The following is a 24,975-nucleotide window of genomic DNA, read 5'->3' as shown; positions in this document are numbered from 1 at the left end:
CAAAAATGCAGATGAAAACCATGTTCGTCGCGCTGTGCGCAGCCATCGGCGCTACCGCCGGCGTCCACGCTTACGCGCAAGCCCCCATCGTCATCAAGTTCAGCCACGTCGTGGCGACCGACACGCCGAAAGGCCAGGCAGCCGAGCGCTTCAAGCAGTTGGCCGAAAAAGCCACGAATGGCAAGGTCAAGGTCGAACTGTACCCGAACAGCCAGCTATACAAGGACAAGGAAGAGCTTGAAGCCCTGCAGCTGGGCGCCGTGCAGATGCTGGCGCCGTCGCTGGCCAAGTTCGGCCCGCTGGGCGTGAAGGAGTTCGAAGCGTTCGACCTGCCTTACATCTTCCCCACCAAGACGGCGCTGTACAACGTCACCGAAGGCGAAATCGGCAAGAGCCTGTTGAAGAAGCTGGAACCCAAGGGTATCACGGGCCTGGCCTACTGGGACAATGGCTTCAAGGTGATGTCGGCCAACAAGCCGCTGCACAACCCGGCCGACTTCAAGGGCTTGAAGTTGCGCATCCAGTCGTCCAAGGTGCTCGACGCGCAAATGCGCGCGCTGGGCGCCAATCCGCAGGTGCTGGCCTTCTCGGAAGTGTATCAGGCGCTGCAGACGGGCGTGGTCGACGGCACGGAAAATCCGCCATCGAATATGTACACGCAAAAGATGCATGAAGTGCAAAAGCACGTGACCGTATCGAACCACGGTTACCTGGGCTATGCCGTCATCGTCAACAAGAAATTCTGGGATGGCTTGCCGCCCGATATCCGCGGCCAACTGGAAAAAGCCATGCGCGAAGCGACCACGTTTGAAAAAGCCATCGCCCAGCGTGACAACGACCAGGCCCTCGAGGCCATCAAGAAATCGGGCAAGACGCAGATCTATACCTTGACGGTGCAGGAACAGGCCGAGTGGCGCAAGGCCCTGGCGCCCGTGCAGAAGGCCATGGAAGGGCGCATCGGCAAGGATCTGATCTCGGCCATCAACAAGGAAAGCGCGAAGTAATCGCGCTGGCCGCGCCACCTGGCGCGGCTGTCAGGCACAGCCTGTCTTTCTGTAGCAACGGTACCTGCGCGTCCTGCGCGGGTGCCAGCGTACCCGCATTCTTTGAAAGTCCACCATGAAATTTCTGGATCACCTGGAAGAGTGGCTGATCGCGTCTTTGATGGGCGCTGCCACCTTCATCATTTTTGTTGCGGTCGTGCACCGCTACCTGTCCGGCTTGCCGATTCCCGGCCTGCAAGACTTCCTGATTCAAATCAATACCAGTTGGGCCCAGGAACTGTGCATCTACATGTTCGTCTGGATGGCCAAGTTCGGCGCCGCGTATGGCGTGCGTACGGGCATCCACGTGGGCGTTGACGTCTTGATCAACCGCATGAACCCGCGCTGGCGCGACCGCTTCATCGTCTTCGGCCTCGGTGCCGGCGCCCTGTTTACGGGCATCGTCGGTACCTTGGGCGCCAGCTTCGTGTGGTCGATCGGCCACACGGACCAGACTTCGGCCGACATGGAAGTGCCGATGTGGCTGGTCTACCTGGCCGTCCCGCTCGGTTCCTACCTGATGTGCTTCCGCTTCCTGCAGGTGATGGTGCATTTCATCAAGACGGGCACCTTGCCCAAACACGACCACTCGCACGTCGAGGGGCTGGAAGAGGAATTGACGGCGGAAGAAAAAGGAGCCAAGGCATGAACGCGCTGATTATTTTTGTGTTGCTGCTGGCGCTGATGCTGACCGGCATGCCGATTTCCATTTCGCTGGGCCTGACGGTACTGACGTTCCTGTTTACCATGACCAGCGTACCCATCGAATCGGTGGCCCTGAAGATTTTTACGGGCATCGAGAAGTTCGAGATCATGGCCATTCCGTTCTTCATTTTGGCGGGTAACTTCCTCACGCATGGCGGGGTGGCGCGGCGCATGATCAACTTCGCCAGCTCCATGGTGGGCCACTGGCATGGCGGCCTGGCGCTGGCCGGCGTGATGGCGTGCGCGCTGTTTGCCGCCGTTTCCGGCTCCAGCCCCGCCACCGTGGTGGCGATCGGCTCCATCATCCTGCCGGCCATGGTCAAGCAGGGCTATCCACGCGGTTTTGGCGCCGGCGTCATCACCACCTCGGGCGCGCTGGGCATCCTGATTCCACCGTCGATCGTGATGGTGATGTATTCGGTCAGCACCAACACCTCGGTGGGCAAGCTGTTCATGGCGGGTGTGATTCCCGGCATGATGCTGGCCATGCTGCTGGGCCTGACCACGTGGTTTTTGGCGCGCAAGCACAACTATCCACGCATGAAAAAAGCCAGCTGGGGCGAACGCTTCGTCACCTTCAAGAAAAGCGCCTGGGGCCTGCTGCTGATCGTCATCGTCATGGGCGGCATCTACTCGGGCGCCTTCACGCCGACGGAAGCGGCCGCCATGGCTGCCGTGTACGCCTTCATCATCGCCGTCTTCGTCTACAAGGACTTGAAGATCAAGCAAGTGGGCAAGGTCTTGCTCGATTCGGCCGCCATGTCGGCGATGCTGTTGTACATCATCACGAATGCCGTGCTGTTCTCGTTCCTGATGACCAGTGAAAACATCCCGCAAGCGATGGCCGAGTGGATCACGGGCAAAGGCCTGGGCGTGATCAGCTTCTTGCTGGTGGTCAACGTGCTGCTGTTGATCGCTGGTAACGTCATGGAGCCGTCGTCGATTGTGCTGATCATGGCGCCGATTTTGTTCCCCGTCGCCATGAAGCTGGGCATCGATCCTGTGCACTTCGGCATCTTGATTGTGGTCAATATGGAGGTCGGCATGTGCCATCCGCCCGTGGGCCTGAACCTGTACGTGGCGTCCGGCATTACCAAGATGGGCATTTCGGAGTTGACCGTGGCCGTGATGCCGTGGCTGCTGACGATGCTGGCCTTCCTGATGCTGATTACCTACGTACCACAAATCTCGCTGTGGCTGCCAAATTTAATTTACAACTAAAACAGTTGTCCCCGTCATGGTGCAAAAAAAGTCGATCCGGCCGAATAAATGCGCTATGATGGGCAGCCTTAAGGGGAAACACGTAGTTGCTTATACGCCCTGGTAGCAAGGCTGAAATACAGAATTGGCAACAAGGTTGGTGGGGGAGTAGTCTATAAAAACGGTATTGATACCGGGGATATATTGAGGAGACACACGTTTCACAGAAGTTGTTGAGTTATCGCTGTCTGCCGCCACAAGCCGGCACCGGCGGACCCAAACGACCGGGAACGTGAAGCAATATTTGAAGCGCACCGACTGGTGCGCTTTTTTTTCGTGCGCGGGAAACGTTCGCCCACCTGTCCGCAGACGGTGCATAATCGTCAGAGTGCACCATGGTGTGCCTGCAAGTTGTATATTTGCCACACTTGAATAATGATCAGCAGATGAAAAAACAACAGGGAAGTGAACTGTTCAGTGCCATCGTGGCCGCGCCGTTCGGCGCCATGGGCGTACGCGCGCAGGACGGCCAGTTGCGCGAACTGGTCTACCTGCCGCCGCACTTCGCCGAAAAGGCGGCGCAGGATGCCGTCTCCGAGCGCGCGTGCGTGCAGCTGGCGCGTTATTTCGTCGACCCCGATCATGTCTTTGACTTGCCGCTGGCCGAGCTGGGCAGCGCCTACCAGCAACGCGTATGGGCGGCGATTGCGGGCATCCCGCGCGGCCGGGTGCGCACGTATGGCGACGTGGCGCGTCTGATCGGCTCGGCGCCGCGCGCCGTCGGCCAGGCCTGCGGCGCCAACTGGTATCCCGTGGTCATACCCTGCCACCGGGTCACGGCCGCTGGCGGCCTGGGCGGCTTTGCCCATCACGACGACGCCACGGGATTCCACCTGGGCGTGAAGCGCTGGCTGCTGGCGCATGAAGGCGTGGCGGCTTACTTATGATGAACAGCCTGCTGGCGCCCGATAACGCCACCCTGATCGATGAATTCTGCGACAGCCTGTGGCTGGAAGACGGCCTGTCGAAAAACTCGCTGGACGCTTACCGGCGCGACATGCGTCTGTTCGCGCGCTGGCTGGAAGTGGCGCGGCCCGGACGCGAGGGCCTGTACGAGGTGTCCACGGCCGACGTCGAAGCGTATTTCGCCGCCCGCCACGACGAGAGCAAGGCGACGTCGTCGAACCGGCGCCTGTCCGTGCTCAAGCGTTTTTATCAGTTGGCCTTGCGGCACAAGCATATCGCGGCTGATCCCTGCCTGAAGATGGTCTCGGCCAAGCAGCCAGCGCGCTTCGTGCATACCCTGAGCGAAGCGCAGGTGGAAGCGCTGCTGGCGGCGCCCGACGTCAGCACGCCGCTGGGTCTGCGCGAACGCACCATGCTGGAGCTCATGTATGCGAGCGGTTTGCGCGTGTCGGAGCTGGTGGACTTGCAATCGGTGGAACTGAGCCTGAACGATGGCGTGCTGCGCATCACGGGCAAGGGCAGCAAGACGCGGCTGGTGCCGTTTGGCGAGCAGGCGCGGCTGTGGATCGAGCGCTACCTGAAGGAGGCGCGCGGCGTCATCCTTGATGGCCAGATGGACGATGCGCTGTTCGTCACACGGCGCGGGGGCGCCATGACGCGGCAAATGTTCTGGGTCATCATCAAGAAACATGCGCTGAACGCCGGCATCACGGCGCCGCTGTCGCCGCACACCCTGCGCCACGCGTTCGCCACGCATTTGCTGAACCATGGCGCGGACTTGCGGGTTGTGCAATTGTTACTGGGACACTCCGATATTTCCACCACACAGATTTACACGCATGTGGCGCGCGAACGGCTGAAACTGCTGCATGCGCAGCATCATCCGCGAGGCTAAACATTTGGTGTTTGGTCCAATTACGTCATAATGTGCCTTATGTGCTTATCTGTAACATCTAAAAACTAAAGAGGTAGTAAATGGCCAAGACAAATTTCCAATACGAAAAACGGCAAAAAGAGCTGGAAAAGAAGAAGAAAGCCGAGGAAAAAGCCAGGCGCAAGCTGGAAGCGAAAAACAATCCCAAGGCTGCCGATGGCACTGAAGGCGAAGAAGCAGATGCAGACGATGCCGATGCCGATGACGCCGCAGATGCGGCGGCCGAAGGCGACGCTCCTGCCCAGCCGCAGTAATTGCCCGTTCCTGATGACCGGTGCGGCGCCGCCGCGCCGGCATCTCTTCGTTCTACCTTTCCCCTTCCGCTATAAGCGCGGCCGCTGGCCGATGGCCAGTTGCAGCTGCGTGCTGGCGATGGCCACGTCGGCGCGCGCCTGCAGATAGCCCTGCCAGGCGTCGTCGGCCGAGTGCTGCGCGGCCAGCCATTCCAGTAACGAGGCATTACCACTGAAGTAGGACAGGCGGATACCGTCAACGACCTTTTGCGCATCGAGCAGCACGCCGTCGCGGTAGCGCGCCAGCCGCTCCTGCGCCGTGCGCAGATGCAGCTGCGCCGCGCGCACGTCCGTTTCCGCTTTCAGCTCGGCCTGGCGCAAGGCCAGCATCGCTTGCGTGACGCCGGCCTCGGCCTGCACCACGTCGCCCTTGTCGCGCCGCGACAGCGGGATGAGGATGGCCAGCGAGATGGACAGCGCGCGCGAACGGGGCGACCCTTCCACCGGTTCGCCATGGGCATCGATGCCGTCGTGGTAGCCGCGCACGGCGGCCAGGCCCAGCATCACGGTGGGATCGACGGAGCGGTTGGCGCGCACCAGCGCCGCGCCATCGCGCAGATTGTCCAGCGTGGCGCGGGCGATGCGCACATCGCTGCGTTCGCGCAGCGCCTGCGGTACGAGGGTGCCGGTGTCGCCGCCCGCAAAGGCGGTGAAGTCGCAGGCCAGCTGCGCTTCGGGAAACAGCGCATCGAGCTGGCGCCCCAGCGGCGGCGACAGTTCCAGCATGGCGCCCTGCGCCTCGCTGCGTGCCTGTGCCAGTTCGGCCTGGAACTGGTCGCGTTCCACGCGCGACTGCAGCAGCTCGATGCCGCCCACGTCGCCTGCCTTGCGCCGCACCACGTTTGCCTCGACCACTTTCGACAGGGCAGCCATGGTGTGCTCCTTGCGCGCCAGTACCTCGCGCGTGCGGCACGCTTCCGTGTAGGCTGCCGCCGCAGTGGCGTACAGTTCGTTCCTGAAGCCGGCCACCGTTTCCTCGGCGACGGTGACATTGCTGCGCGCCGCTTTCAGGCGCGCGGCGCGCTTGCCTCCCGTCTCGATGGCCATGCTGATGGCCGGGTTCCACGTGACGGGACGGTGCTCGACGCTGCGTACGGTCTCGCGCGTGGCGCCCACGGTCAATTCCGGATCGGGGCGCAGTCCGGCGATGCCGATGCCGGCCCTGGCCGAGCCGATGCTCTCGTTCTGCGCTTTCAGCTCCAGGCTGTGCGTTTCCACGGCGCTCAGGTAGGTGTCGAAGGTCAGAGGCGCGGCGATGATGGCGGGCGAGATCAGCCAGCCCGCCAGGATCAAGTTAAAGCGTGTCATGGGATGCTCCATCAGTGTGGTTACGGCGTTGTTCCAGATGCGCCTCGATCAGGTAATACAGGGCCGGCAATAGCAGTAGGGTGAGCGCCGTCGCCGTCACCAGGCCGCCCACCACCACGGTGGCCAGCGGGCGCTGCACGTCGCTGCCCAGGCCCGTCGCCAGCATGGCCGGCGTCAGGCCCAGCGCGGCCACGGTGGCCGTCATCAGCACGGGCCGCATGCGGTCGCGCGCGCCACCCAGCACGGCATCGCGCAGGCTCTTGCCTTCGTCGGCGCGCAAACGGTTGATCTGCGCCAGCATCAGCACGGCATTCAATACCGCCACGCCGAACAGGGCGATGAAACCGACGGCGCTCGAGACATTCAAGGTCATGCCGCGCAGGTGCAGCGCGGCCAGGCCGCCCAGCATGGCCAGCGGCACGGCCAGCAAGACCAGGGCCGGCTGGCGCAGGTTGCGGAACTGGCCGAACAGCAGCAGGAACATGGCGCCCAGGGTCATCGGCAAGATGATGGCCAGGCGGCTCTCCGCGCGCTGCAGGTTTTCAAACTGGCCGCCCCATTCGACGCCGATGCGCTGGTGCTCGTCGGCGACGGTCCTGGCCACCAGCGGGCGCGCTTCGGCCAGGAAACCGGCCAGGTCGCGTCCGCGGGCGTTCAGGCGCACGATGATGTGGCGCCGTCCCATCTCGCGCACGATCACGCTTTCGCCCGAGGTGGTGCTGATCTGCGCCACCTGCGCCAGCGGCACCTTGGCGCCGTTGGCGGCCGTCAGCATCAGTTTGGCGATGGCGTCCGGACTGGAACGCACCTCGGCGGGGAAGCGCACGGCGATGTCGTAGCTTTTCTCGCCCACGTATACCTGGCCGATGGGCGCGCCGCCGATACCGGTCGAAATCAGGTCGGCCACGTCGGCCGCGTTGATGCCGTAGCGGGCCGCCTTTGCCCTGTCCAGCTCCACCTTCAGGTTGGGCAGCGGCGGCTCCACGTCCACCGCCACATCGGAGGCGCCATGGACTGTTTTCAGCGCTTGCGCCACCCTGCCGGCGATGCCGCGCACTTCGTCGAGGTCGTCGCCGAATATCTTCACCGTCAGGTCGCTGTGCGCGCCCGACAATTTATCCTGCACGCCGTCGATCATCGGCTGCATGAAGGCCACGGTGACACCGGGCATGCGGGCGAAGCGCTCGCTCATTTTGGCGATCAGCTGCTGCTTGTTCATGCCCGACTTCCAGCTTTTGTAGGGATGCAGGCCCACGCTGGCCTCGATGTGCGACGGCGTCCAGTAATCGGTGCCGTCGTCGTTGCGCCCCGTCTGCGTGACGATGGTCGACACTTCAGGGAACTCCAGCGCGGCGCGGCGCAGTTCGCTGGCCATCTCGGACGCCTTGTCCAGGGTGATCCCGGGCGGCATCTGCACTTGCAGCCATAGCGAGCCCTCATCGAGATAGGGCAGGAAGTCGCGCCCGATGCTGCCGCCCAGCAGGGCCAACCCTGCCAGCGAGGCGGCGCACACCATCGCCACCCAGCGCTTCTTGCCCACCATGCGTTCGAGGAAGCGGCCATATGCTGTCGCCAGCTGTTCCAGCACGCGGTTATGGAAGGTGCGGCGCGGCTTGCGCAATGCCAGCCAGGCCAGGCCCGGTATCAGCACCAGCGCCACCACCAGCGCGCCCACGAGTGCCGCACCGACCGCATACGCCATCGGCGAGAACAGCTTGTATTCGATGCGCTGGAAGGCGAACAGGGGCAGGTAGGCGGCGATGATGACGGCCATGCCGAACATGATGGGGCGCGCTACCTGCAGGGTCGCCTCGATCGCGTCATCGATGGTGAGGGGCCGCTGCTGCTCGCGCTCGCGGCGGCGCAGCATGTTTTCCAGCACCACCACGGAGCCGTCGACGAGGATGCCGAAGTCGATCGCGCCCAGCGACAGCAGGTTGGCGGGAATTTTAAAATGGTGCATGAAGATGAAGGCGATCAGCAGGGCCAGCGGAATCGTCAGCGCCACGATGGCGGCCGCGCGCGGGCTGCCCAGGAACAGCAGCAGCACCAGGGCCACCAGCAGCATGCCTTCGCCCAAGGTATAACTGACCGTGTGCAAGGTGGCGTCGATCAGCGCGCTGCGATCCAGGTAGGCGACTACCTTGACGTCTTTCGGCAGCAGATTGTTATTCAAATCGTCCACGGCCGCATGAATGCCCGCCAGTGCCTCGGAGGGATTGAAATCCTTCAGCAGCAGGGTGATGCCCTCGATGGTGTCGGGATTGTTGTCCTTGCCGAGGATGCCGCGCCGCTCCACGTTGCCGTAGGCGAGCTTGCCCAGGTCCTGCACCAGCACGGGTACGCCATGCTTGCTGCTGACGACCACGTTGCCCATGTCGTCCAGCGAATGCAGCAAGCCCACGCCGCGCACCACGTACGATTGCTGGCCGCGGTCGATCACGCTGCCGCCGCCACTGATGTTGTTGGCGTTGATGGCGTCCTTCACCTGCGCCAGCGAGAGGCCGTAGCTGTCCAGTTTTGCAGGGTCGAGTTCCAGCATGAATTGCGTCGTCAGGCCGCCGAAATTGCTGACGTCAGCCACGCCGCGTACCTTTTGCAGGCGCGGGATGACCGTCCAGAACTGCAGCTCTGACAGTTCGCGCAGGGAGCGTGTTTTTGATTCCAGCGTGTAGCGGTAGATCTCGCCTGTGGGCGAAGTGTAGGGATCGAGTCCCGGCTTGGCCTCGTAGGGCAGGTTCACGCTGGCGAGCCGCTCCTGCAAGCGCTCGCGCGTGAAGTAGCCATCGCTGCCATCTTCGAACACGACGGTGATCAGCGACAGCGCGAACAGGCTGCGCGTGCGCAGCACATGCATGCCGGGCGTGCCCAGCAAGGCGCGCTCCAGCGGTATCGTGATCTGCTGTTCGATTTCCTCGGCGCCCAGGCCCGGCACCTGCGTGACAATCTGCGAGGTGACGTCGGCAATGTCGGGGTAGGCTTCGATGGGCAGCTGCTTCCAGCAATACACGCCGTACAGGGTCACGCACAACAGTACCAGCCAGACGATGCCGCGCCGCTGGCAGCAGGTGGCGATGAAACGATCAACCATTGAGCAGCACTCCTTCCTTGACGACGATGCGTTCGCCCGCCTTCAGGCCGGAGACGATTTCCACCTGGTCGCCCCGGCTGGCGCCCACCTGCACCACGCGCGCCTCAAAACGCAGCGGGCCGCGTTCGACCATCACGCGCGTCACCAGACCGCTTTGCAGCAGCGCCGCCGCAGGCACCATCAGGCCGCGCCGCGTGGCGCCGGCGAAACCGGCGTGGGCGAACATGCCCGGCTTGAAAATGCCGCTGCGGTTGTCGATGGCCACGCGTACCTTGACGGTGCGCGTCTCGCTATCGAGCACGGCGCCCACATAGGCGACCTTGCCTTCGAAAGCTTTGCCGGGCCAGGCGTCGAGCGTGATGCGGGCCGCCTGGCCGACGGCCATCTGCGCCAGGTCCCTTTCGGCCACGTTGGCCGACAGCCACACGGTGGACAGGTCGGCCACCGTCATGATGGGTGCGTTGATATCGTTCCAGTAGCCGCCCTGGGCGCCTTCCATGGCGATCACGGTGCCGGCGATCGGCGAGCGCAGGACGTAGTCGCGGCGGGTGCCTCGTGTGCCGCCGGCGCTGGCACCGTACTGTGCCAGCTTGTCGGCGCTGGCATGCGCATCGCTGTTGGCCTGGTCGAAGGCCGCCTGGGCCGCCTCGTAATCCTTGTGCGCGGCAATCTCCGCCTCGAACAGGGTCTTCTGGCGCTGCAGTTCCTGGCGCGCCTGCAGCAGGGCGGACTTCGCCTTGCTATCGTCCGCGTGCGCGGCGCTCAGCTCCGCCGAATCCAGGGTGAACAGGGCATCGCCGGCCTTGACGCTGTCGCCCAGGGCGCGCTGCAGGCGCGTGATGCGGCCCGACAGGGGCGGCGTGATTTTCACCAGCTTTTCCGGCATGGCTTCGATGCTGCCCGGCGCATCGGTCTGCGTGGCGATATCCTGTTCTTCCGCCGGCGCGATCTGCAGGCGCTGGCGCAGCGGCGACATCTTGTCGACGGTGATGCTGCCGTCGTCCTGCTGCGTCGACTGGACGGGCGGCGTGGCCGCCGCCGTCGGTTTGGCGCAGCCGGCCAGGGCCGAGCAGGCGAGAGCGAGGGCGCAGCTGGCGCCCAGGGCGTTGCGGGTGGTCGTGTTCATCCCGTGTTTCCTTGTTATTGATGGTGATGGGGCATGCGTGGATGCCGTGCCCAGGCGGGCGGTCAGAGGGGAGCGCGGGCAGCGATATGACAGCGCCGGAAAAGCATAGCAATGTCGTCCTGAAGAAGCTCCCAAGAACGCCTGAATCATTCTTCAGGTTCGGTCGCGCCAGGGCCTGGCGCGTTAAAATGCGCGTATGGAAAACATAGGGCTCGATGAAAGGCAGGCATGAGAATCCTCTTGGTGGAAGATGACCGCAAGGCGGCGCGCCTGCTGGCGCGCGGCTTGCAGGAAGAGGGCTTCGTCGTCGACGTGGCGCACAGCGCCGAAGAGGGCGAGGACGAAAGCTATGCCGTCGCTTACGACTTGATCGTGCTCGACTGGATGTTGCCGGGCAAACAGGGCATCGATTTTTGCCGCGATTTGCGCGCGCGCGCCATCCAGACGCCCGTGCTGATGCTGACCGCGCGCGACGCCACGGCCGACCGCGTGGCGGGCCTGAACACGGGCGCCGACGATTACCTGACCAAGCCGTTCGAGTTCGAGGAACTGCTGGCGCGCATCCGCGCGCTGCTGCGCCGCTCCGACATCAGCCGCCCGCTGGTGCTGGCGCTGGCCGACCTGACGCTCGATCCCGTCAGCCACCAGGCGACGCGGGCCGGCGCGCCGCTGGTGCTGACACCCAAGGAATATGCGATTCTGTTGATCCTGCTGCGCCAGGCGGGCGAGGTGGTCAGCCGCGCACGCCTGGCCGAGCAGATCTGGCAGGCGGACCTGATCGGCATCGACAACCTGATCGACGTCCACGTGCGCAATTTGCGCGGCAAGGTCGATGCGCCCGGCCTGCCGCCCTTGATCCACACGGTGCGCGGACGCGGCTTCCGCCTGGCGGAAAACAACGGTGGCTAGCTTTCGCAAGCGCCTGCTGCGGGTGCACCTGGCCGTCATCCTTGCCATCGTCGCCTGTACCGCGCTGGCCGGCTATTGGGGCCTGTCGCGCGCCGCGCATGGCCAGCTCGATGCGGCCCTGCTGGCGCTGGCCGAGACGGAAATGGCCATGCTGCCGGCCGCGCCGCGCCAGCCCGTGCAGGTGCACGAGGTGGCGCCGGGCCTGGCGCCGCCTTCCCTGACGCGGCTCGACCGCCTGGTGCAGATCATCGACGGCGAAGGCCGCGTGCTGGCGCGCAGCCGCAACCTGGAAGCGGCGCAGCTGCCGGCGTCACCCATCCTGCTGGCGCGCCTGGCGGCTGGCGAGACCGTCTTCGAAACCCTGCCCAAGTTCGGCGAGGAGCCGCTGCGCATGGTTTCCATCCCCATACCCGCGTCCGGCGAGCGCCTGGCGGTGCAGGTGGCCGGTTCGCTCGATGACGTCAACCACGTGCTGGCCGCGGCCACCGTGCTGTTTGGCGCCATGGCGCTGGCCTTGCTGGCCGCCGTCGGGCTGGCTGGCGAAATGCTCACGCGCCGCGTGCTGGGCGCTATCGACGACGTGGTGCAGCAAGCGCATTCGATCGGCGAAGCCAGCCTGCACCAGCGCCTGCCCCATCCCGGCACGCAAGACGAGATCGGCCGCCTGGTCGATACCCTGAACGCCATGCTGGAGCGCCTGGAACATGGCTACGATGCGCAGCGGCGCTTCACGGCCGACGCCTCGCATGAATTGCGCTCACCCCTGTCGCGCCTGCGCACGGAAATCGAAATCACCCTGCGCCGCCCGCGCGAGGCAGCTGAATATGTCGATGCGCTGGCGTCCTGCCTCGATGAAGTGCAGCGCCTGACGACCCTGGTGGAAGAACTCTTGATGCTGACGCGCCTGGACGTGGGCCAGGAGCGCAACGCCGTGGAAACCATCGCACTCAATCCCCTCGTGCGTGCGGCCGCGCAGCGCCTGGAAAAGGCGGCAGCGCAGCGCGGCATCCGCATCGTCTTCGATGCAGGCGTGGCCGTGCACGCGCGGGTGGCGGCCGGCCCGGTGGACCTGGTGCTGGCCAATCTGCTCGATAACGCCGTGAAGTTTTCGCCGCCGGGAAGCAGCATCAGCGTGCACGTGGCGCGCGAGGGCGAGCATGTGCTGGTGGGTGTGAGCGACGCTGGACCGGGCATCGGCGTGGAAGACTTGCCGCATCTGTTTGAACGTTTTTACCGGGGCGCCCAGGCGCGCGCGGGCGAGGCGCCCGGCTTCGGCCTGGGCCTGGCCCTGTCGCAAGCGATCGTGCACGCATACGGCGGCAGTATCGAGGCGCAGAACCGCCCGGAGGGCGGCGCGCTGTTCCTCCTGCGCCTGCCCGCGTCAGATTGACGGCGCCACGCCTTCCCAGCGCACCTGCCGCACTTGCGGCCAGGCGCCCGCGCGGTTGACGAAGCGCACCAGTACGGCGCGCTGCACGGCCTGGCACAGCACCGTGGCGATCAGCTGCACCACCTGCCGGGCCTCGTCCCAGCTGCGCAGCATTTGCGACGGCGCCAGGCCAGCACCCTTGAGTTCGGCCAGCAGCAGGCGCACCACGTGGTCGGCTTGCGCGGCCGGACAGGTGACGGTCAGGCGGTAGGTGGCGACGGCCGGCCCCCGTTGTATGAACCACAGCATCCATTTTTTCATCGTCACACTCCCCGCTCGGCGACAAATTCCGCGTTATTCACCAGCGCCCAGCGCACGGCCGAGACGCTGCCTTCCAGGCTGACCTGGCTGACGATCTGCTCCAGCAATCCCAGGCTGGACAAGGGCGTGAGCAGGTCGGCGCGCACTTCGATGCGCCCCGCCTGTGCCGCGTCTTCGCTGTGCAAGGATTGCAGCATCAGCGCCGGCATGCCGCTGATCAAGCGCAGCATCAGCTTGCGCACCTGCACTTCCTGCTCCGCCTCGCACACGGCCGTCACGCGGTAGATGCTTTCCGTCTCGATGCCCGCCTCGCTGCCGTGCGCATTGATGCGTTGCGCCAGGTGGCGCAGCACCAGGTTGGCGACCAGCACGAAGAGCGTGCCGATGGCCGCTTCCAGCGCAAACCCGAGTCCGCACAGCACGCCGATGGCGGCCGAGCACCACAGGGTGGCGGCCGTGTTCAGGCCGCGTACCGTCATCCCTTCACGCATGATGACGCCGGCGCCCAGAAAGCCGATGCCCGACACCACCTGCGCGGCGATGCGCAGGTGGCCATCGGGATCGCCTTCGAGCACGGAGACCATCACGAACAGCGAGGCGCCGACGGACACCAGCGCGTTCGTGCGCAGGCCCGCCATGCGCTGGCGCAGCTGGCGTTCGGCGCCGATCATGGCGCCCAGGGTCAATGCTGCGGCAACGCGCAGCGCAAAATCAAATACCACCATCAGTTTCTCCCGGCTGGGGAGGAACAGGCGAGTGCACAAGGCGAAGAGTATCCGCCCGGATTGGGGCCAGCAGACGGGGATGACGAGCGGTGAAACGATGAGGGGGAAGTGGCGGCGAATGGACATCGCCGCTGGTAAAACCGCACCTTGCCATGGGCCAGGCGGGCGGAATGCGCGCGTCTTGCCTAAGGCCGATCGCCGATGGTCAATCGACTACTGTCACTGGAACAAGCACCCACGAGTCACTCCATATCATTGATAACGGGGGACAGTCTAGCCAGTGGGGCCGCTTTGGTCAACTGAAGCTCTCTTCAGGAAGCCGCCGCGTCGTCCCCGCCAATGCGGGGACGGTGAAGGCGACCGGTAGAAACTTAATGGGCTGCGGGTGCCTGGTCAGCGTCGGCATGGGCATGTTCGCCGCCACCGAAAAAGCGCGCGGCGCGCTTGCCCAGGCTGTCGAGGTAGGTATAGGCGACGGGCACCACCACTAGGGTCAATAGCGTCGAGGTGATGACGCCGCCGATGACGGCGCGGCCCATCGGCGCCTGTGATTCGCCGCCGTCGCCCATGCCGATGGCCATCGGCAGCATGCCGAAGACCATCGCCAGGGTCGTCATCAGGATGGGGCGCAAGCGCACTTGCCCCGCTTCCATCAGCGCCTCGAACTGTCCCAGCCCTTCGCGCTGGCGCTGGTTGGTGAAGTCCACCAGCAAAATCGCATTCTTGGTGACCAGGCCCATGAGCATGATGAAGCCGATCACGGAGAAAATGTTCAGGGTGCTGCCCGTCATCAGGAGTGCCAGCAGCACGCCGATCAAGGAGAGCGGCAGCGACACCATGATGGCGATCGGCTGCAAAAAGCTGCCGAACTGCGAGGCCAGCACCAGGTAGATGAAGATCACGGCAATGCCCAGCGCCATCATCGCGCCGCCCATGGTTTCGGCCATCTGCTGCGCATTGCCGGCCACGTCGAAGCGCACGCCCGGCGGCAGGTCGATGGATTTCATGGCTTTCTGCACGTCGGCGTCGACGTCGCCGGCAGGGCGGCCCTGCACGCCCGCATAGATGGCGACGCGGCGCTGCAAGGCCTGGCGTTTCAGCACCTGCGGGCTGGACGAGGGCACGAATTCGACCACCTGGCGCAGCGGAATCATGACCGGTTTGCCGTTCGCATCAAGCTTGCTGGACGCCAGCGACAGGTCGGCCAGGTCGGCCACCTTTTGCCGGCCCGACTTGGGCAGCTGCACGTTGACGTCATAGTTTTGCCCGTCGCTGGCTAACCAGTGGCTGACCGTGTCGCCCGCAACAAAAGGTCGCAGGGCATTGCCGATCTGCTGCACCGACAATCCCAGGTCGCTGGCCAGTTCGTTGTTGATCTTCACCGTGGTCGACGGGTTGGCGCCTTCCTGGCTGTATTCCATGTCGGCCAGGCCCTTGATGTTGCGCATCTTGTCCATCAGGCGGTGCGCCACCGCATCGAGCTTGCCTTCATCCGTGCCGAGGATGGCGATGAAGATGGGGCGGTTGCCGACCGACAGGGTGATGCCGGCAATCGGCGCCAGGCGTTCGCGGATCAGTTTTTCCAGTTCCTGCTGCGAGCGGCGCTTGTGCGTCTTGATGTCCGTCAGCTTCAGGTTCACGTCAGCCGCATTGCGGCCATCCTGGGTGCCCACGTTGGCCACCAGGCTGTCGATCTCGGGAAATTCCTTCAGCGCCGTTTCGATCTGGCGTACTTTGCTGTCCGTGTATTCGAGGCTGGAGCCGACGGGCGTCTTGAAGCGCAGGTTGACCCAGCCCTGGTCCGTCTCGGGGAACATCTCGCCGCCGATCATCGGCACGAGCATCAGGCTGCCCGCGAACAGGGCGAAGGCGGTGGCCAAGGTCGTCTTGCGCCAGCGCAGGGCCACTTTCAATACCTTGCCGTACCAGACGTGCAGGCGGTCGATGCCCGTCTCGATCCAGGCCATGAAGCGGCCCAGCCACGGCACGTACTTGAAGCGGTCCTTGACGGGGTCGCGCCAGACGGACGACAGCATGGGGTCGAGCGTGAAGCTGACGAACAGGGAAACGAGCACGGCGACGGCCACGGTGATGCCGAACTGCAGGAAGAAGCGGCCGATGATGCCGTCCATGAAAGCGACGGGCACGAACACGGCGACGATGGCGAACGTGGTGGCCATCACGGCGAGACCAATTTCATTGGTGCCGTCGTTGGCAGCCTTGTAGTGATTCTTGCCCATGCCCAGGTGGCGCACGATGTTTTCGCGCACCACGATGGCGTCATCGATCAACAGGCCGATGCACAATGACAGCGCCATCAGGGTCAAAAAGTTCAGGGTAAAACCGAAAGCCTTCATGGCGATGAAGCTGGCCAGCACGGAGATCGGCAGGGTCAAGCCCGTGATGATGGTCGAGCGCCACGAGTGCAGGAACAGGAAGACGATCACCATGGTCAGCACGGCGCCTTCGATGATGGTGCGCTTGACGTTATTGAGCTGGCTTTGCACGCGCTCCGATTCGTCGTCCAGCACGCGCAGGGTGATATCGGGCGGCAGCGTCTTTTGCAGGTCCGCCGCCACTTTCAGGATGCCGGTGCCCACTTCGACCACGTTGGCGTCCTGCACCTTGGTGATTTCCATGGTCACGGCCTGCTGGCCATTCATGCGCGAAATCGACAGTTCTTCCTGCTCGCCGTCGACCACGGTGGCCACCTGGTCCAGGTAGACGGGACCGACGGCACGGCGCGCCACGATGATCTTGCCGAATTCGCGCGCATCCTTGATCTTGCCTTCCACGCGCACCAGCTGTTCGGCCGCGCCATGGCTGATGGAGCCGGCCGGCAAGTTGGTATTCGTCGCCTGAATGGCGCGAATCACTTCATCGACGCCGATGCCCTGGGCATTGAGTTCGATCGGCTTCATGCTGATGAGGATCTGGCGCGCGCGCAGGCCGCGCAGCTTGACTTGTCCCACGCCGGCCACGCCCTGGAAGCGCTTGCTGATGATCTGCTCCGTCATGGTCGACAGCGAGCGCAGGTCATGCCCGGTGGATGTGAGCACGATGGTGGCGATGGGGCGTTCGTTGTCGCCCTCGGCGCGGGCGATGAACGGGTCCTTGGCTTCCTTCGGAAAGCGCGGGCGCACCAGGGCAACCTTGTCGCGCAAGTCCTGCATGGCCTTGTCCATGTTGGTCGACAGCTCGAATTCCAGGTACACGCCGGCGCGTCCTTCCCACGAGTTGGCGCGGATGGTCTTGATGCCGCTGACGGTGTTGACGGCGTCTTCGATGGGGCGCGTGATGTCGTTTTCCACGGCTTCCGGCGAGGCGCCCGGGTAGTTCACTTCAATGGCGGCGAACGGGAACTGCACGCTGGGCATGCTCTCCACGCCCAGGCCCCGGTAGGAGAAGATGCCCAGCACCACCAGCGCCACCATGACCATGGTGGCGAAGACGGGGTTTTGAATACTGACTTTGGTCATCCACATGGCTTAATCCTTCCGTGCCAGCACGGCCGCCGGTGCGGCTGGCGCGGTGGCGGGCGCGGCGAAGGTCACGCTGTGTCCCGGCTTGACGCCATCGAGTTTGGCGACGATGACTTTGGCGCCCGGCACCAGGCCGGATGTGACTTCCGCATAGCCTTCATCCTCGTTGCGCAGTCCCAGTGTGACGGGCTGGGCGACCACCTTGTTGTTCACCAGCGCGTACACGACGGGGCCCTGCTTTTCATGGCGCACGGCCGTCAACGGCACCAGCGGCGCCACGGGCGAGCGCTCGGTGACGATGCTGCCCTTGGCGAACATGCCGCCGCGCAGCGCGCCATCGCCATTGTCGACGGCGATGTAGACGAGCATGGCGCGCGAGCCGCTCTCGGTGGTGGGGTTGATGCGCGTGACCTTGCCGGCAAAGTCGCGCGCGCCGAAGCCGTCGACCTTGAAGTGCACGTCCTGGCCCAGCTTGATGCGGGGAATGTCCGCGCTGGGCACGGGTGCTTCCAGTGTCAGTTGCGCCAGGTTGACGATGGTGTAGACGGGCATGTCGGGCGAGACTTTTTCGCCGGCCTGCAGATGGCGCTTGCTGACGATGCCGGCCATCGGTGCGCGGATCACCGTGTCAGCCAGCGCGATGCGGGCGATATCGACCATGGCGGCGGCGGACTTGACGTTGGCGCGCGCCAGGTCGACGGAGTTTTGCGTCGTGTCGTAGGCCGTCTGCGAAATGTATTTTTGCTTGAGCAGGGCCTGGCTGTTCGCCTCATTCTTGGCCGCCATGGACAGGCGCGCCTGCGCTTCGTCTAGCATGGCTTGCTGCTGCGTCAGGCGGGCGCGCAGGTCGGCCGCATCCAGGCGCACGAGGATTTGCCCGTTGGCCACTTGCTGGCCTTCCTGCAAGGTCGTTTCCTGGATCACGCCGGAAACCTTGGCCTTGATGGTGGCCTGGGTCACGGGCGCCAGCGAGCCGGCCAGGGGCAGGCTGATGCTGAGTGCGCGCGCATCGATGGCGGCCACGTCGCCCTGCGCCAGCTCATGCACGGGCGCCTTCTCCTGTTCCTTCTTCTTGCTCGCTTGCTGTTCGGCCGCCTTGGTCGCCTGTTGCTTCGATTGCATCACCGTCCAGCCGCCGCCGGCCAGGCCCAGCACGACCAGGATCAGCACGGGGGTACGCCAGCGCCGGCGGCGCGTGGCGGCAAGGGGAGAGGCGGGGGGCAGAGTCTCGTTTTTCATAGATTTTTTTTCAGGAGCGGCGCAGGGGCTCGGCGCCAGGTCTCGGTACGGACCCGGCCTGTCGCTGGCCGGGAGGGAATTCGGGTAGCGCATCGCCGTGGCGGCCGCAGGCAGCACGCCTGCCGCTGCGGCCGTTCACGGCGATGCGCATGTTGCCACTTTAGGAAGATTCAAGTCCGGCCGCCATCGCCGTGCGACAGATTGCACAAAATCGGGGCTGAAATGCAAAAAACGGCGACCAAAGACCACTGCCAGCATGCATGCCGCGCACGTCACGATGCTTGCGCATGCTCAAGAAGCCGATTCGCCAGCGCGCAAGAATGGTCGGGATGGTTGCGCCACCGGACAGGCCACACGCCCGCCGGTTGTCGCGTTGCCACGCCACGGGGGGCCTGATGTCTGATCGGATTGTCGGAGCCGCGCCGTCGCCGGGGCGCCTGCTTGCCGCTGCCGAGCCGCAGGCCGGGCCGGCCGCCAAGGCATTGGACTTGCTGTCCATCATCGTCGCCGCTGTCGAACAGGCGCCTGGCCTGGCCGTGCGTGGCATCGACCGCGACGGCATCGTGCGCTACTGGAGCTTGGGCGCGGCGCGCCTGTATGGCGTGGCGGCCGAGTTTGCGCTGGGCCAGCCGTGGGCCAGGGTGGCCGCTTCGCTGCCCGATGCCGCCAGCTTGGCCGAGGAGGGGGCCGGCGAACTGGCGGCCGTGTGGGAGAGCGGCAAGGCGCGCAGCACACGCCTGTGGAAGCTGGACGCCGATGGGGCCGCGCCACGCTGCATCTGTTCCACCGTGTTTCCCGTCATCCAGTCCGGACGTGTGCGGCAAGTGGTGTGCATCGATGTCGACATCACGGCCAGCGGCCAGGATGGCGCCGCGCAGGGTGCCTTGCTGCTGATGGGCGACAATTTTCGCCAGCTGTACGACAAGTCCGCCGACGCCATCGTATTGCTGCGCGACGAGTACATCGCCGAAGCCAATCCTGCCGCCATTGCCCTGTTTCAATGTGAAGACCGGCCAAGGCTGCTGGGGCGCCGCCTCAGCGACTTTTCGCCGCTGCGCCAGCCCGATGGCGCCTTGTCGTCGTTGCGCGGCACGCAGCTGGCAGCGCAGGCCCACGCCGACGGCAACTGCCGCTACGACTGGCGCTATCAGACGTGCGCGGGCCAGCTGTTCTGGGGCGAAGTACTGCTCACTTCCGTCACGCTCGACCACACCTATCTGTTTTACGCCGTGATCCGCGATATTTCCTCGCGCAAACTGGCCGAGCGGGCCCTGTACCTGTCGATGCAGGTCATCGAGCATGCCAGTGTCGCCATCGTGGTGATGGACCCGCAGCAGCGTGTCGTCAGCATGAATCCTGCGTACAGCGAAATCAGCGGCTACAGCCTGGACGACATGCTGGGCAAGCCTTTCGTCCAGCACGGCGTGGAGCCGGACGCGCCGGCTTTTTTCGACCATGTGTGGGACGAAGTCGAGGCCAACGGCTATTGGCAAGGCGATATCGCCGGCCAGCGCCAGGCGGGCGGGCGCTACCCGGCCTGGCTGTCGCTGACGGCCATCCGCGACAGCCAGGGGCAATTGAGCAATTACCTGGCCATCCTCAGCGATATCAGCGAGCGCAAGAAAAACGAGGAGCACACGCGCCACCTGGCCGAGCACGATTTCCTGACCGACTTGCCGAACCGGGTGCTGCTGCTGGACCGGCTGTCGCAGGCGCTGGCGGCCGCGCGGCGCAAGCGCAGCATGCTGGCCATTTTGTACCTGGACCTCGACCACTTCAAGCACATCAATGACAGCATGGGCCACCACGTGGGGGATTTGCTGCTCAAGGAAGTGGCGCGGCGCCTGGTGCGCTGCGTGCGCGGCGTCGACACCGTCAGCCGGCATGGCGGCGATGAGTTCGTCATCATCCTGGCCGAGGTGGGCGGTATCGACCAGGTGGCCCATGTGGCGTCCAGCCTGCTGCATGCCGTCACGCAGCCTTATCAGCTGGGCGAATATGAGCTGCAGGTATCGACCTCGATCGGCGTGGCCATCTTTCCCAGCGATGGCGACAGCATCGACACCCTCGTGCACAACGCCGATATCGCCATGTACCATGCCAAGGAAAGCGGGCGTAACAATTTTCAGTTTTTCAATGCCGAGATGAATGCGCAAATCGTCGAGCGGGCCAGCCTGGAGCAGGGCTTGCGCGCCGCGCTGGGGCGCGATGAATTCGTGCTGGAGTTCCAGCCCGCGCTCGATGTCGCCAGCGGGAAAGTCGTCGGCGCCGAAGCGCTGTTGCGCTGGCGCCACCCGCAACTGGGCGTGCTGCCGCCCGAGCGCTTCATCGCCGTGGCCGAGGAGTGCGGCTTGATGGTGTCGATTGGCAACTGGGTGCTGCAGCAAGCTTGCCGGCGCGCGCGCGCCTGGCACGATGCGGGCCAGGCCTGGCGCGTGGCCGTGAACCTGTCGCCGGCGCAATGTCTGCACAATAATTTATTGCTCAGCGTGCAAGAGGCGCTGGCCGTGTCGGGGCTGCCTGCCGCCTGCCTGGAACTGGAAGTGACGGAGTCCTTGCTAATGAAGGGCGGCGCGCGCCTGGCTGGCGTGCTGGCGCAGCTGCGCGCGCTGGGCGCCAGGCTGGCCATCGACGATTTCGGTACCGGCTATTCGCGCCTGGCCAATCTGCGCCACTACCCGGTGGATAAACTCAAGATCGATCCATCCTTCCTGCCTGCCGCAGCCGGCGCGTCTGACACGATGGTGGCCGCCACCATCATCGCCATGGCGCGCGAACTGCAATTGACGGTGATTGCCGAAGGCGTGGAAACGGCGCAACAGCTGGCTTATCTGCGGGGGCAGGGCTGCCAGCAATACCAGGGACGCTATGCCAGCGCGCAAGTCGAGGGTAGTGTTCTGGCGAAGTTATTGAACTAGTCAATATTTCCCAGCAGCTTGATGCGCGCCAGCACCTGGCCATGGTCGGAGGCGTGTGGCAGGCCCAGCAGCAAATGGTCGTTGAGATAAGTCACTTCCTGCAGCACCCCGATGGCGCGCGGCGAGGCGTGATGAAAATGCTCGGATACGAGGATGTGGTCGATCGTCATGTAGGCGCTGTCGTGGATATTCGTGTAACCCACGTGGCGCAGCGCATCCTGGCGCAGGGCGATGGCGTTGGCGTCGTACAGGCGTTCTCGCATTTCCATGCCGGGTTCGCACGGTGCGCCCGCGCCCATGACGATGGCCGTGGTGACGGCATTGGCGATGTCGTTGAAGTCGCCGAGCACGATGCGGGGACGGCTGCTGTGACCCAGTTCGCTTGCCAGCACGCGCAGGGCCACCGCTTCCGCGCCGCGCCGCTGCAGCGAGCGCAGGTTGGCCAGTGCGTAGGCGGCCGCGTCGTAGCCGTCGCCATGGCGGTAGTCGGGCCGGCGCGATTTCAAGTGCACCACGACGACGTCGGTGAGTTGTCCGCCCGGCAAGATGACCTGCACGTGCAGGGGGGCGCGGGCGAAGCGGCAGGTGTTGTCATCGGCGGACACGCTCACGCCGGCCGGGAAACTCGCCCAGGTGACACCAGCGCCGGCCAGCGGCAGGCGCGATACCAGCGCCACCGTGGGCAGCATGCGTCCTGCCGCATCCATCGCATCGTGGCCGGCCAGGGTGGCTGCGCGGTAATGGCGCGTGCGCGACAGCACGTCGCGCAAGGCCGCTTGCGAGAAAATTTCCTGGAAGCCGATCACGTCGGCGTCGAGCAGGTCGATTTGCCGCGCCGTCCATTCCGCCTTGGCGTCGTATTGCGCCGGGCTCAATGGGTCCAGGTTGTCATACAATTTCGCCCCGGCGGGGGCAAGGTTGCAGACATTGAATGTGGCAAAGCGGATTTCTTGCTGCATAATTAGCACTCCTCACTGAACGATCAGCGTATCACGCATGGCTAAAAAAGAGCATATTTCCGAAACTCAGGCGACGCAGCTGCTGCGCAAGCATCAGGTTTCCTTCGATGAACACCCCTATCCCTACGAGGAGCACGGCGGCACCAGCGTCTCGGCGCGCGAGCTGGGGGTGCCCGAACATGCGGTGATCAAGACCCTGGTGATGCAGGACGAGACGGCCAAGCCGTTGATCGTGCTCATGCATGGCGATTGCAAGGTGTCGACCAAGAACCTGGCGCGTGGCATCGGCTGCAAGTCCGTCGAGCCATGCAAGCCTGAGGTGGCGCAGCGCCATTCCGGCTACATGATCGGCGGCACCTCGCCGTTCGGCACCAAAAAAGCGATGCCCGTGTACGTGGAGCAATCCATCCTGGACTTGCCGCGCATCTACATCAATGGCGGGCGGCGCGGTTTTCTCGTCTCGCTGGCGCCGCAGGTGCTCATGGATTTGCTCAATGCCAAGCCGGTGCAGTGCGCGCTGCAGGATTAAGGAAATCGTCCAAAGCCTGTTGCGGGGCATGGAGCATGGTGTATATTCTGCTGCGCCAGCCTCGACGCTGGTGCAATAAACACAATAAAGGGAAGAAATGAATCCAGTAATCACAACCGTGGCAATGACAGTGGCCGCTTACTTGCTCGGCTCGATATCGTTTGCCGTGGTGATGAGCAAGGTCTACGGCATTGCCGATCCGCGCACCTATGGCTCGAAAAATCCGGGCGCCACCAACGTGCTGCGCAGCGGCAACAAGGGCGCGGCCATCATGACCTTGCTGGGCGATGGCGCCAAGGGCTGGCTGGCCGTGTTCCTGGCTGACCATTTTGCCAGCGCCCTGGGCGTGGGCGACACGGCCGTGGCCCTGGTCGCCATCGCCGTTTTCCTCGGCCATCTGTGGCCCGTGTTCTTCCGCTTCGTCGGCGGCAAGGGCGTGGCCACGGCCCTCGGTGTGCTGCTGGGCATCAATCCATGGCTGGGCCTGGCGACCCTGGCGACCTGGCTGATCATCGCCTACGCGTTTCGCTATTCTTCGCTGGCAGCGCTGGTGGCGGCCCTGTTCGCGCCGTTTTACTATGGCTTGCTGTTCGGCGTCGATCCCATCTTGCTGGCTGTCATCGTCATGAGCGTGCTGCTGGCCTACCGCCACAGCCAGAACATCGCTAACCTGCTCTCTGGCAAGGAAAGCAAGATCGGCGGCAAGAAGGATGCGGCCAAGGCCGCTGGCAAGAAGAAGTAAGCGCTTGATTTCCCGCGGCCCGCACGCATATGCTGTGCTTGCGGCGCCGCGCGGTGCGGCCGCCACCGACTCGCGCAAAGGCTGCCCACCATGAGTTCCACTTCCGCCACACCCGTTCCCATCCGTATCGACTTCGTTTCCGACGTTTCCTGTCCCTGGTGCGTGATCGGCCTGAAATCGCTGGAGCAAGCCTTGGACAAGCTGGACGGCACCGTCCAGGCCGAGATCCACTTCCAGCCCTTCGAGCTGAACGCCAATATGCCGCCCGAAGGCGAGGATATCGGCGAACACATCGCCCGCAAATACGGTTCCAGCCCGGAACAGATGGCGCAGTCGCGCGAAGCGATCCGCGCGCGCGGCGAGCAGTTGGGCTTTACCTTCGCCATGGACAAGCGCGGCCGCATCTACAACACGTTTGATGCGCACCGGCTGCTGCACTGGGCCGGGATCGAAGGGCGCCAGAAGGCACTCAAGATGGCGCTGTTCGATGCGTATTTCACACAGGGCCAGAATCCGTCCTCGCACGAGGTGCTGCTGGCCGTGGCCGGCAAGGTGGGCCTCGATAGCGTGAAAGCGGCCGAGCTGCTGGCCTCCGATGCCTATGCGGACGAGGTACGCGCACAGGAACAGTTCTACCAGCAGAACGGCATCAACTCGGTGCCTGCCGTCATCATCAACGAGCGCCACCTGATTTCCGGCGGCCAGCCGCCCGAAGTGTTTGAGCAAGCCTTGCGCCAGATCATCGCTGGCGCTTGAGCGGGGCGCCAATGGCGCGCGCCATGGCAGACTTTTTGCGCTACACTCGGCTCAGAGGAGGATAGTCAAATGCCAACAGCCAGCTGGAATGGCGCCGTCATTGCGCAAGCCACCGATGCGCAGGTGCAAGTCGTTGAAAACAATGTGTATTTTCCTTTGTCGGCGGTGACGCAGGAGTACCTGCGTCCGAGCAGCCACACCAGCATCTGCCCGTGGAAGGGCACGGCCAGCTATTACGACCTTGTCGTCGATGGCCAGACGAATGCCAACGCCGCCTGGTATTACCCCCAGCCCAAGGACGCCGCCAGGCAAATTGCCGGCCACGTCGCCTTCTGGCGCGGCGTGAGCGTTGAGCGTTGA

21 protein-coding genes are annotated in these 24,975 nt (G+C 64.4%); 13 read left to right on the top strand and 8 right to left on the bottom strand.

Translation table 11 applies throughout. The features are described 5' to 3' along the window. Positions 1-11: 11 nt before the first annotated feature. The 6 genes from CNX70_RS24985 (at position 12) to CNX70_RS24960 (ending at position 5,102) form a co-directional block, all read left to right on the top strand. Positions 12-1,004, top strand: a complete 993-nt coding sequence (locus tag CNX70_RS24985; RefSeq protein WP_425269258.1) for a TRAP transporter substrate-binding protein — start codon at positions 12-14, stop codon at positions 1,002-1,004. Positions 1,005-1,119: 115 nt separating this feature from the next. Then, the gene (locus tag CNX70_RS24980; RefSeq protein WP_096237756.1) at positions 1,120-1,692 is read left to right on the top strand and encodes a TRAP transporter small permease; all 573 of its coding nucleotides are present in this window, start codon (positions 1,120-1,122) and stop codon (positions 1,690-1,692) included. After that, positions 1,689-2,969: a TRAP transporter large permease gene (locus tag CNX70_RS24975; RefSeq protein ID WP_096237755.1), complete on the top strand. Its 1,281-nt coding sequence runs from the start codon at positions 1,689-1,691 to the stop codon at positions 2,967-2,969. Before CNX70_RS24980 ends, CNX70_RS24975 begins: the two co-directional genes overlap by 4 nt. A 425-nt stretch (positions 2,970-3,394) precedes the next feature. Next, positions 3,395-3,895 carry a methylated-DNA--[protein]-cysteine S-methyltransferase gene (locus CNX70_RS24970; RefSeq protein WP_096237754.1) on the top strand — a complete coding sequence of 167 codons (501 nt, stop codon included), beginning with the start codon at positions 3,395-3,397 and terminating at the stop codon, positions 3,893-3,895. Beyond that, on the top strand, positions 3,892-4,809 hold the full coding sequence (gene xerD / locus CNX70_RS24965) for a site-specific tyrosine recombinase XerD (protein WP_208624461.1): 918 nt from the start codon (positions 3,892-3,894) through the stop codon (positions 4,807-4,809). Before CNX70_RS24970 ends, xerD begins: the two co-directional genes overlap by 4 nt. An 80-nt stretch (positions 4,810-4,889) precedes the next feature. Continuing rightward, a complete protein-coding gene (locus tag CNX70_RS24960) occupies positions 4,890-5,102 on the top strand; it encodes a hypothetical protein (protein WP_096237753.1) in 213 nt (70 codons plus the stop codon). Positions 5,103-5,171: 69 nt separating this feature from the next. Here the strand turns inward: CNX70_RS24960 and CNX70_RS24955 are convergent, their stop codons facing one another. The 3 genes from CNX70_RS24955 to CNX70_RS24945 are packed head-to-tail and all read right to left on the bottom strand — an operon-like array spanning position 5,172 to position 10,666. Further along, entirely contained in the window at positions 5,172-6,449 is a 1,278-nt protein-coding gene (locus CNX70_RS24955) for a TolC family protein (protein ID WP_096237752.1), read from the bottom strand. Beyond that, positions 6,436-9,540 (bottom strand): efflux RND transporter permease subunit, encoded by a 3,105-nt coding sequence (locus tag CNX70_RS24950; protein ID WP_096237751.1) that lies wholly within the window; start codon positions 9,538-9,540, stop codon positions 6,436-6,438. Before CNX70_RS24950 ends, CNX70_RS24955 begins: the two co-directional genes overlap by 14 nt. Then, the gene (locus tag CNX70_RS24945) at positions 9,533-10,666 is read right to left on the bottom strand and encodes an efflux RND transporter periplasmic adaptor subunit (protein ID WP_096237750.1); all 1,134 of its coding nucleotides are present in this window, start codon (positions 10,664-10,666) and stop codon (positions 9,533-9,535) included. The genes CNX70_RS24950 and CNX70_RS24945 overlap by 8 nt, the downstream gene beginning before the upstream one ends. Before the next feature lie 228 nt (positions 10,667-10,894). On the opposite strand from CNX70_RS24945, the gene CNX70_RS24940 reads away from it, so the two are divergent. Both CNX70_RS24940 and CNX70_RS24935 read left to right on the top strand, forming a co-directional pair. Continuing rightward, positions 10,895-11,575: a response regulator transcription factor gene (locus CNX70_RS24940; RefSeq protein WP_096237749.1), complete on the top strand. Its 681-nt coding sequence runs from the start codon at positions 10,895-10,897 to the stop codon at positions 11,573-11,575. Then, positions 11,568-12,965, top strand: a complete 1,398-nt coding sequence (locus CNX70_RS24935; protein ID WP_096237748.1) for a sensor histidine kinase — start codon at positions 11,568-11,570, stop codon at positions 12,963-12,965. Before CNX70_RS24940 ends, CNX70_RS24935 begins: the two co-directional genes overlap by 8 nt. Here the strand turns inward: CNX70_RS24935 and CNX70_RS24930 are convergent. From CNX70_RS24930 to CNX70_RS24915, 4 genes are all read right to left on the bottom strand, one after another. Further along, positions 12,957-13,265, bottom strand: a complete 309-nt coding sequence (locus tag CNX70_RS24930; protein WP_096237747.1) for a hypothetical protein — start codon at positions 13,263-13,265, stop codon at positions 12,957-12,959. The genes CNX70_RS24935 and CNX70_RS24930 overlap by 9 nt on opposite strands. A 2-nt stretch (positions 13,266-13,267) precedes the next feature. Continuing rightward, positions 13,268-13,987 carry an MgtC/SapB family protein gene (locus CNX70_RS24925; RefSeq protein WP_208624590.1) on the bottom strand — a complete coding sequence of 240 codons (720 nt, stop codon included), beginning with the start codon at positions 13,985-13,987 and terminating at the stop codon, positions 13,268-13,270. A 374-nt stretch (positions 13,988-14,361) separates the two neighbouring features. Next, positions 14,362-17,475 carry an efflux RND transporter permease subunit gene (locus CNX70_RS24920; protein WP_096237745.1) on the bottom strand — a complete coding sequence of 1,038 codons (3,114 nt, stop codon included), beginning with the start codon at positions 17,473-17,475 and terminating at the stop codon, positions 14,362-14,364. A gap of 3 nt (positions 17,476-17,478) precedes the next feature. Next, complete coding sequence (locus CNX70_RS24915) at positions 17,479-18,711, bottom strand: efflux RND transporter periplasmic adaptor subunit (protein ID WP_096237744.1); 1,233 nt, start codon at positions 18,709-18,711, stop codon at positions 17,479-17,481. 395 nt (positions 18,712-19,106) lie between these two features. Here CNX70_RS24915 and CNX70_RS24910 point away from each other — a divergent pair, with 395 nt between their 5' ends. Next, positions 19,107-21,629, top strand: coding sequence for a sensor domain-containing protein (locus CNX70_RS24910; protein ID WP_096237743.1), 2,523 nt, complete (start codon positions 19,107-19,109; stop codon positions 21,627-21,629). Here CNX70_RS24910 and CNX70_RS24905 read toward each other — a convergent pair. Continuing rightward, positions 21,626-22,588, bottom strand: a complete 963-nt coding sequence (locus CNX70_RS24905) for an endonuclease/exonuclease/phosphatase family protein (RefSeq protein WP_096237742.1) — start codon at positions 22,586-22,588, stop codon at positions 21,626-21,628. The two genes, CNX70_RS24910 and CNX70_RS24905, sit on opposite strands and share 4 nt — an antisense overlap. Before the next feature lie 37 nt (positions 22,589-22,625). On the opposite strand from CNX70_RS24905, the gene ybaK reads away from it, so the two are divergent. The 4 genes from ybaK to CNX70_RS24885 all read left to right on the top strand — a co-directional run bounded on the left by ybaK (position 22,626) and on the right by CNX70_RS24885 (position 24,975). Then, positions 22,626-23,117: a Cys-tRNA(Pro) deacylase gene (gene ybaK, locus CNX70_RS24900; protein ID WP_096237741.1), complete on the top strand. Its 492-nt coding sequence runs from the start codon at positions 22,626-22,628 to the stop codon at positions 23,115-23,117. 97 nt (positions 23,118-23,214) lie between these two features. Further along, on the top strand, positions 23,215-23,859 hold the full coding sequence (plsY, locus tag CNX70_RS24895; protein WP_243136053.1) for a glycerol-3-phosphate 1-O-acyltransferase PlsY: 645 nt from the start codon (positions 23,215-23,217) through the stop codon (positions 23,857-23,859). A gap of 90 nt (positions 23,860-23,949) precedes the next feature. After that, positions 23,950-24,615 carry a DsbA family oxidoreductase gene (locus CNX70_RS24890; protein ID WP_096237739.1) on the top strand — a complete coding sequence of 222 codons (666 nt, stop codon included), beginning with the start codon at positions 23,950-23,952 and terminating at the stop codon, positions 24,613-24,615. Positions 24,616-24,684: 69 nt separating this feature from the next. Next, a complete protein-coding gene (locus CNX70_RS24885) occupies positions 24,685-24,975 on the top strand; it encodes a DUF427 domain-containing protein (protein ID WP_096237738.1) in 291 nt (96 codons plus the stop codon).

It is taken from the genome of Janthinobacterium svalbardense (assembly GCF_002327145.1).
In the GTDB taxonomy this organism is placed as follows: domain Bacteria; phylum Pseudomonadota; class Gammaproteobacteria; order Burkholderiales; family Burkholderiaceae_D; genus Janthinobacterium; species Janthinobacterium tructae.
Note: the sequence above shows the minus strand (reverse complement) of the source record. Positions and strands in the feature narration are given on the sequence as shown.